Raw genomic sequence first — 13,053 nt, 5'->3', positions numbered from 1 at the left:
TGCGGTTTTTTATTAACTGTCTATACTGAATACTGGCAAGGCTTTCCAGCCTGCCAGGGTGTTTGTCTGGTGTTTTATATTTTGAGCCGCAGATAAGCTACATCATTTTATGCATATAGATGTCAGCGCCGCGGATGCTAACCTCGCCCCATAAGAATTTCATACCGGAGCATTCATGTCTGACCCTATACGTTTCTATTACCAAGGCCAAATCCAGCAGGTAACCAATGCTGCGCCTACGCGCACGCTGTTGCAGCATCTGCGTGAAGACCTGCATTGCACCGGCACCAAGGAAGGCTGTGCCGAAGGCGATTGTGGTGCCTGTACGGTCGTCGTTGGTGAAATGAAACATGGTCAGCTGGAATTGCAGTCAGTTAATTCCTGCATACAATTCCTGCCTACCCTCGATGGCAAGGCAGTGTTTACGGTAGAAGACTTGCAACAAAAGAATGGTGAGCTGCATCCTGTGCAACAGGCGCTGGTGGAATGCCATGGCTCGCAATGTGGCTTCTGTACACCCGGCTTTGCCATGTCGCTGTGGAGCCTGTACCTGAAAAAAGAAGGGGATACTGTCCCGCCATGCCGCAAGGAGATAGACGAAACCCTGTCCGGCAATCTCTGCCGTTGCACAGGTTACCGCCCCATCATAGATGCCGCAAAGCGCATGGGTGAATTGCCTGCGGCTGAGTTTGACCGTGCTGCTGTCATCAGCGGCCTGCAAGGTCTGCAACGTGGCGAGATGTTCAGCTATACGGCGGATGGCCAGACTTTCTATGCGCCGCGCACTTTGCAGCAACTGGCTGAAGTGCGTGAAGCCAATCCCAAGGCCACCATACTGGCAGGTTCTACCGATGTTGGCCTGTGGGTCACCAAGCAAATGCGCGACTTGGGCAATATCATTTATGTGCGTGAAGTCGATGAGTTAAAACATATCAAGCCCGCGGATGGGATGCTGGAGATAGGTGCCGCCGTGTCACTCAATGATGCCTACGGCGCAGTCTGCCAGCATTACCCGGATGAACTGACCGAGATGTGGCAGCGCTTTGCTTCGCAGCCTATACGCAATACTGGTACGCTCGGTGGCAGTGTCGCCAATGGTTCGCCTATTGGTGATTCAGCACCGTGGATGATCGCCCTGGGGGCAGAGATAGTCTTGCACAGCGTGCGCGGCCAGCGTGTGCTGTTGCTCGAGAATTTTTACCTCGACTATATGAAAAAGGATATGCAACCCGGCGAACTTGTTGCTGCCGTGCGCATACCTCTGCCCAAAGCCGGGCAGCAATTCCGCACCTATAAACTCGCCAAGCGTTATGACCAGGATATCTCTGCCGTCTGCGCCGCTTTTGCGATCAGCCTTGATGCTGACAATGGCAACATCGTGCGTGATGCGCATATTGCCTTTGGTGGCATGGCCGCTACCTCACGCCGCGCACCACTGGCAGAAGCAGCCTTGAACGGACAACCCTGGAATGAAGCAACAGTAAAAAATGCCATGGCCTTGCTGGCACAGGATTACACACCGCTGACCGATATGCGTGCCAGCAATACCTACCGCATGCAGACAGCACAAAATCTCTTGCGCCGTTTCTGGCTGGAGACGCGTAGCGATGCGCCGCTGAAACTGCAGGCCATCAATGTCTTTGCCACCGTCACAGCTTAATGAAGCTCAGGAGAAAACATGAATACCCAAACTGAAGCTTTCCTGACAGACAAAAACCTTGCCAAAGACAATGCAGACTGGGCAGAGGTTGGCAAATCGCATCCGCATGAATCAGCAGTCTTGCATGTGCTGGGTGAGGCGCGTTATACCGATGATATCCCGGAAGTGCAGGGCACTCTGCACGCGGCACTTGGGCTGTCGTCCAAGGCGCATGCGAATATTGTGGCCATGAATTTTGATGCAGTCAAAAGTGCGCGTGGCGTGGTGGCCGTATACACCGCCAAAGATATCCCCGGCACCAATGATTGTGGCCCCATCATACATGACGACCCTATCCTGTCCGAAGGCCTGGTTGAATATGTAGGCCAGCCCATCTTCATCGTCGTTGCCGATACGCATGACAATGCACGTCGTGCCGTGCGCAAGGCTGAGATTACTTACGAAGAATTGCCCGCGATACTGACACCGCAAGAAGCGAAAAAAGCACAGTCTTTCGTCTTGCCGCCGATGCGCTTGCAACGCGGTGATGCACAGGCTGCATTCGAGCGCTCACCACGCCGTGTCAAGGGCGAATTGTATGTAGGCGGGCAAGAACAGTTCTACCTCGAAGGCCAGATTTCTTACGCAATACCGAAGGAAGACCGTGGCATACTGGTGCTGTGCTCTACCCAGCACCCCAGTGAAATGCAGCATGTGGTCGCGCATGCACTCGGTGTGCACAGCCATAATATCGTGGTTGAATGCCGCCGCATGGGTGGTGGCTTTGGTGGCAAGGAATCACAATCGGCTTTGTGGGCAGCCGCGGCAGCGATTTCTGCGGTGCATCTGAAGCGCCCAGTCAAACTGCGTGCCGACCGTGATGACGACATGATGGTGACAGGCAAACGCCATTGCTTCCATTATGATTATGAAGTCGGTTATGACGACGAAGGCCGTATCATCGCCGCAAGGGTAGAGATGGTCTCGCGTGCCGGTTTTTCTGCCGACCTGTCAGCACCGGTAGCAACCCGTGCCGTCTGTCATTTCGATAATACTTACTATCTTGGTGATGTCGATATCCGCGCCATGTGCGGCAAGACCAATACCCAGTCGAATACCGCCTTCCGTGGCTTTGGTGGCCCGCAAGGGGCGATTGCGATTGAATACATCGTCGACAATATCGCCCGTGACCTGAACAAGGATGCGCTTGAGATACGCAAGATCAATTTCTACGGCCGTAATGACGAAGAGGGGCGCAATATCACCCAGTACGGGCAGAAGGTCGTCGATAACGTCATCCATGAACTGGTGGCAGAACTGGAAGCCAGTAGTGAATATCAGCAACGCCGTGCCGATATCAAGGCGTTCAACGCCAGCAGCCCTGTCCTCAAAAAGGGGCTGGCACTGACACCAGTTAAATTTGGTATTGCCTTTAACGTCACCCATCTGAACCAGGCCGGTGCTTTGGTACACATCTATACCGATGGCTCGGTACTGGTTAATCACGGCGGTTGTGAAATGGGGCAGGGCGTCAATACCAAGGTCTGCCAAGTCGTCGCTCATGAGCTGGGCCTGAACCTGGACAAGGTGCGCGCTACCGCCACTGACACCAGCAAGGTTGCCAACACCTCGGCCACGGCTGCTTCGACTGGTGCTGACCTGAACGGCAAGGCGGCGCAAAATGCCGCGCATACCCTGCGCCAGCGCCTCGCTGAATTTGCAGTAAAAACTTATGGTGGCGAATTGGCAGACATCCGCTTTGCGGCAGGCCTGGTCAGTGTCAATGGCCTTGATATTCCGTTTGAAGCCCTGGTGCAAAAAGCTTACCTGGCACGGGTGCAATTATGGTCTGATGGTTTTTATGCGACACCTGGTTTGCATTGGGACCCCAAAACCATGAGTGGTAATCCTTTCTCTTACTATGCTTACGGTGCTTCGGTCTCTGAAGTCATCGTCGATACCCTGACCGGTGAATGGAAACTCTTGCGTGCCGATGCGCTCTATGATGCCGGTAATTCACTGAACCCCGCCATCGATATCGGCCAGGTAGAAGGCGCTTTCATACAGGGCATGGGCTGGTTGACGACAGAAGAATTGTGGTGGAACAAAGGCGGCAAGCTGATGACGCATGCACCTTCGACTTACAAGATACCGGCGATTTCTGATTGTCCTGAAGACTTCCGTGTGAGCCTCTACAAGAACCGCAATGTGCAGGACAGCATACACAGGTCCAAGGCTGTTGGTGAGCCACCTCTGTTGTTGCCGTTTTCTGTTTTCTTCGCAATCCGTGACGCAATTGCCAGCGTGGCGGATTACCGCTATAACCCGCCACTGAATGCACCGGCAACCAGTGAAGCGATTTTGTCGGCCATCAATGGCGTAGCAGCCATGGCTGCTGCCAGCTAAGATAAAATCAGACAAGCGAGTTCATCATGAAGCTTTGGTTAAATGCAATTGCCACACAAGCCGTCCCCAAGATACTGGTGACGGTCGCTACGGTATTGGGTTCCGGCCCGCGTGAGCCGGGTGCCAAGATGCTGGTCACTGCAGATGAATTATTCGACACCATAGGTGGCGGCCACCTGGAAATGAAGGCGACAGAAATCGCCCGTAATATGCTGGCCATGCCAGAAAGCCAGCTTGCCGCCCAGCGCCGATTTGAACGCTTCCCGCTAGGCCCCAGCCTGGGCCAATGCTGTGGTGGTGTCGTGCATCTGGCGTTTGAACGTGTGCAAGCTGACAGCCTGGCTTACTTGAATTGCCTGAACCAGCGCTGGCGTCTGGGGCAGGATAGCTGGCGTTTGCTGGCGCTGGACAGTGCGCAAGAGTCGACTTTATGCGATGCGAATGGCACTCACCTGACAGGTCCGGCTTGGCCCACGGGTTTGCCAGTGCAAATCGATACCAGCAATCCCTGCCAGGTTTTGACCGATACAGCGGGCCAGCGCTGGTTGCTCGATTCCTGTCTGGCTTACCGCGCCCACCTGATGTTGTTTGGCGCTGGCCATGTCGGTGCTGCCATCGTTCGTGCCATGTCTGACTTGCCTTGCCGTATTACCTGGGTGGATGAACGCGAAGACATGTTCCCTACCAGGCTGGCAGCCAATGTCACAGTGGAGGCGACAGATACGCCAGAAGCTCTTATTGCCAGGGCTGCACCAGGCACATCCTTCCTCGTGCTCACGCATAGTCATGCACTGGACCAGAAACTGTCTGAGCATATCTTGCGCTTGCCGGATGTGGGTTGGTTTGGCCTCATCGGCTCGCAAACCAAGCGCGTGCAGTTTGAACGCCGCCTGCGTGAACGCGGCATACCGGCTACCCGTCTGAATGACATGGTTTGCCCAATAGGCTTGCCCGGCATACACGGCAAGCAACCCGCAGTCATAGCTGCCTCTGTCGCTGCCCAGCTTTTGCAGGTCTGGGAAGAGCATGAAATCCATCAACAAAAAGAACTCAGCCGTGTACTTGCACGCATAGGCTCTGATGTTTTTGCATCTAATACAGAAAAACGAGCGCTAGATGAGTGTCACTCGCTGGCTAAGCGTTAAACTCTCGCTGTTAGCGCTTAGCACCCACCAGATCAATGCGAATGTGACGCCAGACCGGCAGACTTGATGAACAAGTCGTGGTCTGGCTTGATTGCGCCTGCAAGACAGAATTCAGAAAGACCACGATGAGTAATATTTCAAGTAAAAACACGCTGCAAGCCTATCGCGCCAGTGTGCTGCATTTCCAGCAAGACCCGGCTTTTCATGAGCAGGCTTATGCCTGGCATGAAGACGGTCTGTTGATCGTTGAAGACGGCAAGATCATCGCCGCTGGCGAGTATGCGCAACTGCATGCCAGCCTGCCTGAGGGTACCGAGGTCATCGATTACCGTGGCAAACTCATTGTGCCGGGTTTTATCGATACCCACATCCATTACCCCCAGACTGACATGATCGCCTCGCCAGCGCCCGGTTTGCTGCCCTGGCTGGAGACTTATACCTTCCCGACTGAACGCCAGTTTGCAGATATCAATCACAGTGCCCAGGTCGCGCATTTTTTCATTGATGAATTGCTGCGCTCAGGCACGACGACAGCCATGGTGTATTGCACCGTCCACCCAGAATCCGTCGAAGCCTTTTTCACTGAGAGTGAAGCGCGCAATCTGCGCATGGTGGCAGGCAAGGTCTTGATGGACAGGAATTGCCCTGAATTTCTGCGCGACACTGCCGAGGGCGGCATACGTGACAGCGAAACCCTGATCAAGAAATGGCATAAACGTGGCCGCCAGTTATATGCGATCACCCCACGCTTTGCACCAACCTCCAGCGACGCACAAATGCAACTCGCTGGCGAACTGGCACAGGCTTATCCCGATACTTTTTTGCAGACTCACGTTGCAGAAAATACCGATGAAGTAGCCTGGGCCAAAGCACTGTATCCAAAAGCACGCAGTTATCTCGATGTGTATGACCAGTACGGCATGCTGCGCCCGCGTGCCATGTACGGCCATTGCATCTGGCTCGATGATGCTGATCGCGCACGCATGGCAGAGACGCAATCGGCAGTGGCGATGTGTCCGACTTCCAATCTCTTCCTCGGCAGCGGCCTGTTCAATTTTGAACGCGCTGATGCCCAGCAAGTCAGCCTGTCACTGGCAACCGATGTCGGTGGCGGTACTTCATTCTCGATGTTGCGCACCATGAATGAAGCTTACAAGATGGCACGGCTCGGAGGTACTTATTTGCCTGCGTTACGCATGTTTTACCTGGCAACCCTGGGTGGTGCACGCAGCATGCAACTCGAAGGCACGATAGGCAATTTCGTCAAGGATGCAGAAGCCGATTTTATCGTGCTTGACCCGCAAGCCACGCCTTTGCTGGCACGTCGTACCGGACATACCGAGAGCCTGGATGAATTGTTGTTTGCACTGGCCTTGTTGGGGGATGACAGGACAGTGGCTGCAACATATGCAGCAGGCAAACTGGTCCATCAGCGTCAGTTGTGAAAATCTTGTCTGACTGATTTATGATGGTGGGTATTGTTCAACACCTTTCAAGGAAAAACCATGCCCACCATCAATGTACAAATGTTTGAAGGCCGCACGCTTGAGCAAAAGCGTGCCTTTGTCAAAGCCGTTACTGAAGCCAGCGCCCAGACTCTGGGTTGTTCTCTCGACGCTGTGGATATCATCATTCAGGAAGTGAAGCGCGAAGACTGGGCTTCTGGCGGGACTTTGTGGTCGGATAAGAAGTAAGTCTAGTCCACTTTCAACTTGCCCTTGATAATCGCCTGACTGGCTTCGCGCAGTTTTTGCAGCACCGGCCGCTGGCGCAGGATGTCGCAGTCGGAGTATGCGGCATCAGTGCTGATACCGGTCAGCGATACTGCGCCTTCTTTGAGGCCATATTCAACTTTGGTTGCAGTTGATCCACCCAGTATGGCTGCTACTGCCAGACTGATGGCCGTATCGCCATGCACCTGCATATTGTCGATGACCTTGCCCGCAGTCTTCGGGCACTGGTTGACATAGCTGCCTATGGCCCGCGCTTTGCTATTGCCAGCAAGTGCTTTGAATACCCCATTATTGCTGCTGCCAGCAGCCGCATAAATCATGTCAACACCATCGGCCAGCATGCTCTTCGCCAGTGCTTCGGCACGGGCTGTGTCATTGAAGGGCTGGCTGCCTTCTATCCAGACGATATGGTTCAGGTCAGCATCCGGCCTGACTGACCTGGCACCGGCGATAAAGGCATCGACAGGCTTTTGTTTCAATGGCGTTTTCACAGCACCGATGACACCTATCTTGCCGCTGGCTGATACCAGTGCCGCCTCCATGCCCGCCAGATAGCTGGCTTCGCTTTCGCGAAAGCTGATGCAGAGCAGGTTGGGTGGTGGATTGCTGATGCATTGTTCCAGTATCACGAAACGTATGTTGGGCGCGGTGCGCGGCACGGTATCGAGCAATTCCCTGAATTCATAGCCTATCATGACGATGATATTCGCCCCCAGCCTGATGGCATTTTCCAGCTGCTTTTGCCTGCCCGCGCGGTCGGGCTGGCTGGCCAGTGTGGTGGCTTGCATCTGGTACATCTGCGCCGCCTGTTTGATGCCGTCGCTGCCTTGTTGCAGGTAGGGGTCGTCGTTGTCGGGGACGGGGCGTATGTAGAAGATTTTTTGTGGCTCTACTGCTTGGGCTGGACTGTTTGTCATGCTGATCATGAGGCTCATGATCAGTAGTGCTGCTCTGATGATTTTGTTATTGCGGATGTGGGTTTGCATGGTCGTCCTCCGGGTATTTTTACTGCTGGCTTCGGGGTCAGCATGAGCTTTTTATCTTGGAGGAAAATTGTGTTTGTTCAGGGGGTTGGAGGCAATATTGAATATGGGTTTGGGGGGATAATGAGGGAGGGGGCTTGTGTTAGTTGCGCTTGGTTTTTTTGCGATGCGCTATATGAATTGAAGACGATAAATCGCTATCGTATTAACGTCGCTCCAGCGCAGGCTGGAGGCCAGTGGCGTCGTCGTGCATTTGGGTCGTTATTAAAACGATTGCCCTTCGTGGACACAAGCCGGGTCTCGGCCCGGCGGCCGAAATACTTTCTTTGCGTCGCCAAAGAAAGTATTCAAAGAAAAGCGACCCAGGCGTCGTCGCCCCTACGGGGTTCCCATTTGTGCAATACAAAAAATGGGAAAGTCCGAAAACTCGCTTCGCTCAAACATCGGCCTTTCTCTTTCCATTTTCTGTATTGCACAAATGGCGTCGACACATGGTAACTGCGGAAAGTCAAAGTCAACCGCAACGTCAAATTCAACAGCAACGTCAATGCGGCTATTGCTGCAATTTCTGCGGACTAATTTTTAAAATTTTCTCCTCTTACTCCGCCTGATAAACCCACTTCCCACCCTTGATCTGCACCATGACACGCGCCCTTTGATCGAGGCCCAGGTGATCTGCTTTGCTCATGTTGACGACACCGTTGGTGGTGGCCAGGCCCTGTGTCGCTTCCAGGGCATCGCGCAAGGCTGCGCGGAATTCTGCAGTGCCGGGGGCGGCTTTTTTCAAGGCGACGGGGATGGCTTGTTGCAGCAGCAGGCCAGCGTCCCAGGCATAGGAGGCAAAGGCAGCGAGGCTGCCTGCGCCGTAGGTGGTTTCAAATTTGTTGGAAAAATCCAATGCAGCTTTTTTGACGGGGTTGTTGTCGGCCAGTTGTCTGGCGACCATGACCGGGCCGGTGGGCAGGAAAGTGCCATCGCAGTCTTTGCCGCAGACGCGCAGGAAGTCGCTGTTGGCGACGCCGTGGTTATGGTAGATGCGGCCTTTGTAGCCGCGTTCTGCCAGGGTTTTGGGTGGCAGGGCGGCGGGTGTGCCGGAGGCACCTACCACGATAGCTTCTGGATTGCTGGACATCAGTTTCAAGACCTGGCCGACGACGCTGTTATCACTGCGGCTGAAACGCTCAGTCGCTACGACCTTGATCTTTTTGAGCTCAGCATACTTCGTCACTTCCACCAGGAAGGCTTCTCCGAGGGCATCCGAGAAACCGATGAAGCCCATGGTCTTGATGCCTTTCTTGCTCATGTCTTCGGCAATCGCGATGGCCATCATGGTATCGGTTTGTGGGGTCTTGAACATCCAGGCTTTATTGACATCCATGGGTTCTATGATGCGGTTGCTCGATGCCAGACTGATGGTAGGGGTCTTGCCTTCACCTATGACACCCAGCATGGCGAGGGAGTTTGGCGTGGTGGTCGAACCTATGATGGCATCTACTTTTTCTTCCGAGATCAGCTTGCGGGTATTGGTCACGGTTTGTGTAGTGTCGGAGGCATCATCGAGGACGATGTAGTCGACTTTTTTGCCCGCGATTTCCTTGGGCAGCATGGCAATCGCATTTTTCTCAGGGATGCCCAGCGAGGCTGCCGGGCCTGTCGATGAAATGGTAACGCCTATCTTGATCTGTGCCTGGGCACTGATACTGAGGCTGACGCAGAGCATGGTCGCTGCTGCTGCCAGCAGGCTTTTTTTGATGTGGGTATTTGCTTTCATTTTGTCTCCGTATTTTTGTTGTGGGTAGTTTTATAGTTTGCAGGGTACAGATAAAAAACCGCGGAAGCGTGCGCGTCCACCTCTGACGGGTGCTGCGCTTAATTTGTAATCGGGAAAACGTGCCAGCAGACGAGAAATTGCCACCCTGCCTTCCAGCCGCGCCAGGAACATGCCTGCGCATTGGTGTATGCCGGAGGCAAACGCCAGATGACGGTTGGGACTGCGGCTGATGTCCAGTTTGTCGGGGTCAGGAAATTGCAAGGGGTCGCGATTGGCCGCACCTATGCACAGGCTGATGCGGCTGCCAGCGGCAATGGCGACATCGCCGATTTGCGTGTCTATCGTCGTCATGCGGTTGCCCAGCTGGTTGGAACTTTCAAAGCGCAGGAATTCTTCGATGGCGGTGTTGATCATTTCTGGCTGGGCGATCAGGCGGGCTTTTTGTTCCGGCCATTCCTGCAGGGCGACCAGGCCATTGCCTATCAGGTTGGTGGTGGTTTCATGCCCGGCATTGAGCAGGAAGACACAGTTTTGCAGGAGCTCGGTTTCAGTCAGTTTTTCGCCATTGGCTTCACCTTCTATCAGGCGGGTCAGCATATCGGTTTTGGGATCGCCGGGATGCAGTCTGCGCTGTGCTACCAGTTGTTTCAGGTAATCCAGAAATTCTGCAACACATTGATTGGCATAGGCAAAAAATTCTGGCGTGATGGCGGGCTCCAGCGCACCCAGGATGGCGAGTGACCATTCACGCAAAGGTTCGCGTTCATCATGTGGTACAGCCAGCAAATTGCCAATGATTTCTACCGGTATGGCAGAAGCGAAATCGCTGATGAGATCGACATCATTTTTACTTGCCATCTGGTCCAGCAAGCCATCGACCAGTTTGATCAGGCCAGGCTCGGTATCGGCCATGGCTGCCGGTGTCAGGCCGCCCATGATGAGGCGGCGCACCCTCGTGTGCAGCGGCGGGTCATTGAAGACCAGGCTATTGGTGTGATGTTCATATAGCAGTGAATCACCATAGCGCGGTTTGAACTCCAGCTTTTTGTCCGAGCTGAAAGTTTTGGCATCTTTATAGACATGCACCAGGTCGGCATAACGCGTCAGCAGGTAAGAACCATCCGGCATCTTGCGCACAGGCGTCTGTTCGCGCAGGGCGTGGTAGTAGGGATAGGGATTCTGGTAAAAATCTGCGGGCAGGTGGCGCAGGTCAAAATCATCACTGATAAGCGGCGCTGATGTGACGGTATTCTGATACTGAGAAGGCATAAAAATCCCGGCAAAGGACAGAGTTTGCACTGTGTCCGATTTGCCGGGTACTGTCAATCAGGCTGACGACAATTCAAATCATGGCAGTGGCACGTAATTCAGCGGCATCCATGCATAGCCTTTGCCTTCCTTGCGTATATAACCCAAGCCAGGGAAGGACAGGTGGGCAGAACCTACCTGGTAGGAATGCTGCGCTGCATCAGCATAGGCTTTTTGCCTTTGTGCATAAGCAGCTTTGCTGTCACTATCGAATTGTATGGTGACTGCCGGGTTTTCAAACTGCACTGCAGCGACATGCATGAGGTCACCCCACAAGACCAGGGTCTGGCCTTTGCTCTCTACCTTGTAGATGCTGTGACCAGGGGTATGGCCATGGGAAGCGACTGCTTTGATGCCGGGTACCAGTTCTGTATCACCTTCGAAGGACTTCAACTTGCCAGCCTGCACATAGGGTTTCAGGATGGCGATGGCTTTTTCAAAACTGCCTTTGGCATCGGCGGGAGCCTTGTCCAGGTTGGCCAGGCTTAACCAGTAATCAGTGTCATGCTGGTCTACGCGTACGATAGCATTCGGGAAAGCTGCTTTGTCACCATCTACCAGGCCACCGATATGGTCGGTATGCATGTGGGTGATGTAGATTTCATCGATTTGCTCAGGCAGATAACCGGATGCTTTCAGGCTCGTCTGCAGCTTGCCCAGGGTAGGGCCGAAGAAGACGCCGGCACCGCTGTCTATCAGTACCAGTTTGCTGCCGGTGTTGATGAGGTAGGCATTCACCGAAGTCACGACAGGGGATTGCAAATGGTATTTGCTGAGTGCCTTGCCGACTTTTTCTGGCGTGGTATTGGTCAGCAGTTTATCGACAGGCAAGGGTACTGCACCATCAGACAGGACGGTGACTTCAAAATCACCGAGCATGCTGCGGTAAAAGCCGGGTGCGCTGGTTTTCACCATCGGTGCGGCAGCGTGGGCGCTGATGGCAGGTATGCCAAACACGGCAATGCCAGCGAGGATGGAAGAACTGAACAGGCCGGAACGAAGCAAACTTTTCAATTGCATGGTTTTTCCTTTGAAGTTGGCAGGGACTCAGCAGGCTGGCAACTTTAGCCTGGCAGCTTGCTGTGACGGGCAAAAAAATTGTAAATGCGACAGCTATTATGCCGAATTTCTGCCAACTTCGTTGGGAGCAGCTTGTTCGCCTTCTGACCAGTATTAGCTGATCAGGGACGCAGTCAGGGCATCGACTTCTTCCGCCGATTCAGACAGGATGGAAAGCAGGGTGCCTTCGCCGACCGCAAAATCAATTTCCGAGGCTGACTGGCGTATGTTTTCTGGGGAACGTGGGTCCAGTGGCGATGGCACGGCGGCCAGTTCATTGGCCAGCAACAGGGTGTCCCCCAGGGTTTCTGGTGGCATGACACGCATGCCATACCACAGGGCTTCTACCGCTGATACCACGCGTTTGGGTACCAGCAATTTGTTCAAAACGGCGCGGCCTATGAAGGTTTCATCGGTTTCCGCCAGGGCATCTGTGGCAACTGGAGTAGTATCGATTTCCAGCAGAGCCGGGAATTCCTGAGCCCGCGACAGCAGGTAAAAACCACCAACTTCATGGACGATACCGGCGAACAGGGCTGTCTCGGCATCCACCTTGCTGACCTTGCGGGCAATCAGGTGGGCCAGCGCAGCGACATAGGCAGAATGACGCCACAGGGCTTCCATTTTGTTGCGTATGGCCGGGTCAGAGACTGCTGCGCTTAGCTGGCGCATGACAACGGCGGCAGTGACCGAGCGCAGGGTGTTGAAGCCCAGTATGGTAATGGCAGTGCGGATATTGGTAACACCCCCGCCGAAGCGGTTATAGGCAACAGAATTGGCAATGGCAACCACACGGGCTGACATCAGGGGTTCAGTCATGACCAGTTTTGCGGCTGTCTCTATACCGCAGTCCGGGTCGTCGAGAGCCTGTTGTATCTTTAGCGAGGCATTGACATTGGTAGGGAAGACCAGATCACCCTTGCTGGCTTGTTCAACAATACTCTTTAATGCTGCCGACTTGTTCATAATGTGTTTGTTGGAGCAGTGCCATGCAGGGCATCTGCTCCCC

The 13,053-nt window shown here is 54.0% G+C and carries 10 protein-coding genes; 5 read left to right on the top strand and 5 right to left on the bottom strand.

Going from position 1 to position 13,053, the window contains the following annotated elements; all coding sequences use genetic code 11:
• The first annotated feature begins 175 nt into the window (after positions 1 to 175).
• The 5 genes from xdhA to AC3WQT_RS23080 all read left to right on the top strand — a co-directional run bounded on the left by xdhA (position 176) and on the right by AC3WQT_RS23080 (position 6,884).
• Positions 176 to 1,660: a xanthine dehydrogenase small subunit gene (xdhA, locus tag AC3WQT_RS23100; RefSeq protein WP_492707486.1), complete on the top strand. Its 1,485-nt coding sequence runs from the start codon at positions 176 to 178 to the stop codon at positions 1,658 to 1,660.
• Positions 1,661 to 1,678: 18 nt separating this feature from the next.
• Positions 1,679 to 4,045, top strand: a complete 2,367-nt coding sequence (xdhB, locus tag AC3WQT_RS23095; RefSeq protein ID WP_492707484.1) for a xanthine dehydrogenase molybdopterin binding subunit — start codon at positions 1,679 to 1,681, stop codon at positions 4,043 to 4,045.
• A gap of 26 nt (positions 4,046 to 4,071) precedes the next feature.
• Positions 4,072 to 5,190: a xanthine dehydrogenase accessory protein XdhC gene (xdhC, locus tag AC3WQT_RS23090; RefSeq protein ID WP_492707482.1), complete on the top strand. Its 1,119-nt coding sequence runs from the start codon at positions 4,072 to 4,074 to the stop codon at positions 5,188 to 5,190.
• A gap of 125 nt (positions 5,191 to 5,315) precedes the next feature.
• Positions 5,316 to 6,635 (top strand): guanine deaminase, encoded by a 1,320-nt coding sequence (guaD, locus tag AC3WQT_RS23085; RefSeq protein ID WP_492707480.1) that lies wholly within the window; start codon positions 5,316 to 5,318, stop codon positions 6,633 to 6,635.
• A gap of 60 nt (positions 6,636 to 6,695) precedes the next feature.
• The gene (locus AC3WQT_RS23080) at positions 6,696 to 6,884 is read left to right on the top strand and encodes a 4-oxalocrotonate tautomerase (RefSeq protein ID WP_422999455.1); all 189 of its coding nucleotides are present in this window, start codon (positions 6,696 to 6,698) and stop codon (positions 6,882 to 6,884) included.
• A gap of 2 nt (positions 6,885 to 6,886) precedes the next feature.
• Here AC3WQT_RS23080 and AC3WQT_RS23075 read toward each other — a convergent pair whose 3' ends face one another.
• The 5 genes from AC3WQT_RS23075 to AC3WQT_RS23055 all read right to left on the bottom strand — a co-directional run bounded on the left by AC3WQT_RS23075 (position 6,887) and on the right by AC3WQT_RS23055 (position 13,010).
• Complete coding sequence (locus AC3WQT_RS23075; protein ID WP_492707477.1) at positions 6,887 to 7,909, bottom strand: BMP family ABC transporter substrate-binding protein; 1,023 nt, start codon at positions 7,907 to 7,909, stop codon at positions 6,887 to 6,889.
• Between the two features lie 595 nt (positions 7,910 to 8,504).
• On the bottom strand, positions 8,505 to 9,677 hold the full coding sequence (locus AC3WQT_RS23070) for an ABC transporter substrate-binding protein (RefSeq protein WP_492707475.1): 1,173 nt from the start codon (positions 9,675 to 9,677) through the stop codon (positions 8,505 to 8,507).
• A gap of 30 nt (positions 9,678 to 9,707) precedes the next feature.
• Positions 9,708 to 10,946 (bottom strand): cytochrome P450, encoded by a 1,239-nt coding sequence (locus tag AC3WQT_RS23065; protein WP_492707473.1) that lies wholly within the window; start codon positions 10,944 to 10,946, stop codon positions 9,708 to 9,710.
• Between the two features lie 78 nt (positions 10,947 to 11,024).
• Entirely contained in the window at positions 11,025 to 12,005 is a 981-nt protein-coding gene (locus AC3WQT_RS23060) for an MBL fold metallo-hydrolase (RefSeq protein WP_492707471.1), read from the bottom strand.
• A gap of 153 nt (positions 12,006 to 12,158) precedes the next feature.
• The gene (locus AC3WQT_RS23055; RefSeq protein WP_492707469.1) at positions 12,159 to 13,010 is read right to left on the bottom strand and encodes an HDOD domain-containing protein; all 852 of its coding nucleotides are present in this window, start codon (positions 13,008 to 13,010) and stop codon (positions 12,159 to 12,161) included.
• Positions 13,011 to 13,053 lie beyond the last annotated feature (43 nt).

Source organism: Undibacterium sp. FW305-107 (assembly GCF_058788535.1).
This window is presented reverse-complemented; position numbering and strand designations above follow the sequence as displayed.

Coding starts and splice junctions, on each gene's coding strand:
- AC3WQT_RS23065 (WP_492707473.1), bottom strand. CDS start 10,946: ATGCCTTCTCAGTATCAGAATACCGTCACATCAGCGCCGCTTATCAGT.
- AC3WQT_RS23070 (WP_492707475.1), bottom strand. CDS start 9,677: ATGAAAGCAAATACCCACATCAAAAAAAGCCTGCTGGCAGCAGCAGCG.
- xdhC (WP_492707482.1), top strand. CDS start 4,072: ATGAAGCTTTGGTTAAATGCAATTGCCACACAAGCCGTCCCCAAGATA.
- xdhA (WP_492707486.1), top strand. CDS start 176: ATGTCTGACCCTATACGTTTCTATTACCAAGGCCAAATCCAGCAGGTA.
- AC3WQT_RS23055 (WP_492707469.1), bottom strand. CDS start 13,010: ATGAACAAGTCGGCAGCATTAAAGAGTATTGTTGAACAAGCCAGCAAG.
- AC3WQT_RS23080 (WP_422999455.1), top strand. CDS start 6,696: ATGCCCACCATCAATGTACAAATGTTTGAAGGCCGCACGCTTGAGCAA.
- guaD (WP_492707480.1), top strand. CDS start 5,316: ATGAGTAATATTTCAAGTAAAAACACGCTGCAAGCCTATCGCGCCAGT.
- xdhB (WP_492707484.1), top strand. CDS start 1,679: ATGAATACCCAAACTGAAGCTTTCCTGACAGACAAAAACCTTGCCAAA.
- AC3WQT_RS23060 (WP_492707471.1), bottom strand. CDS start 12,005: ATGCAATTGAAAAGTTTGCTTCGTTCCGGCCTGTTCAGTTCTTCCATC.
- AC3WQT_RS23075 (WP_492707477.1), bottom strand. CDS start 7,909: ATGCAAACCCACATCCGCAATAACAAAATCATCAGAGCAGCACTACTG.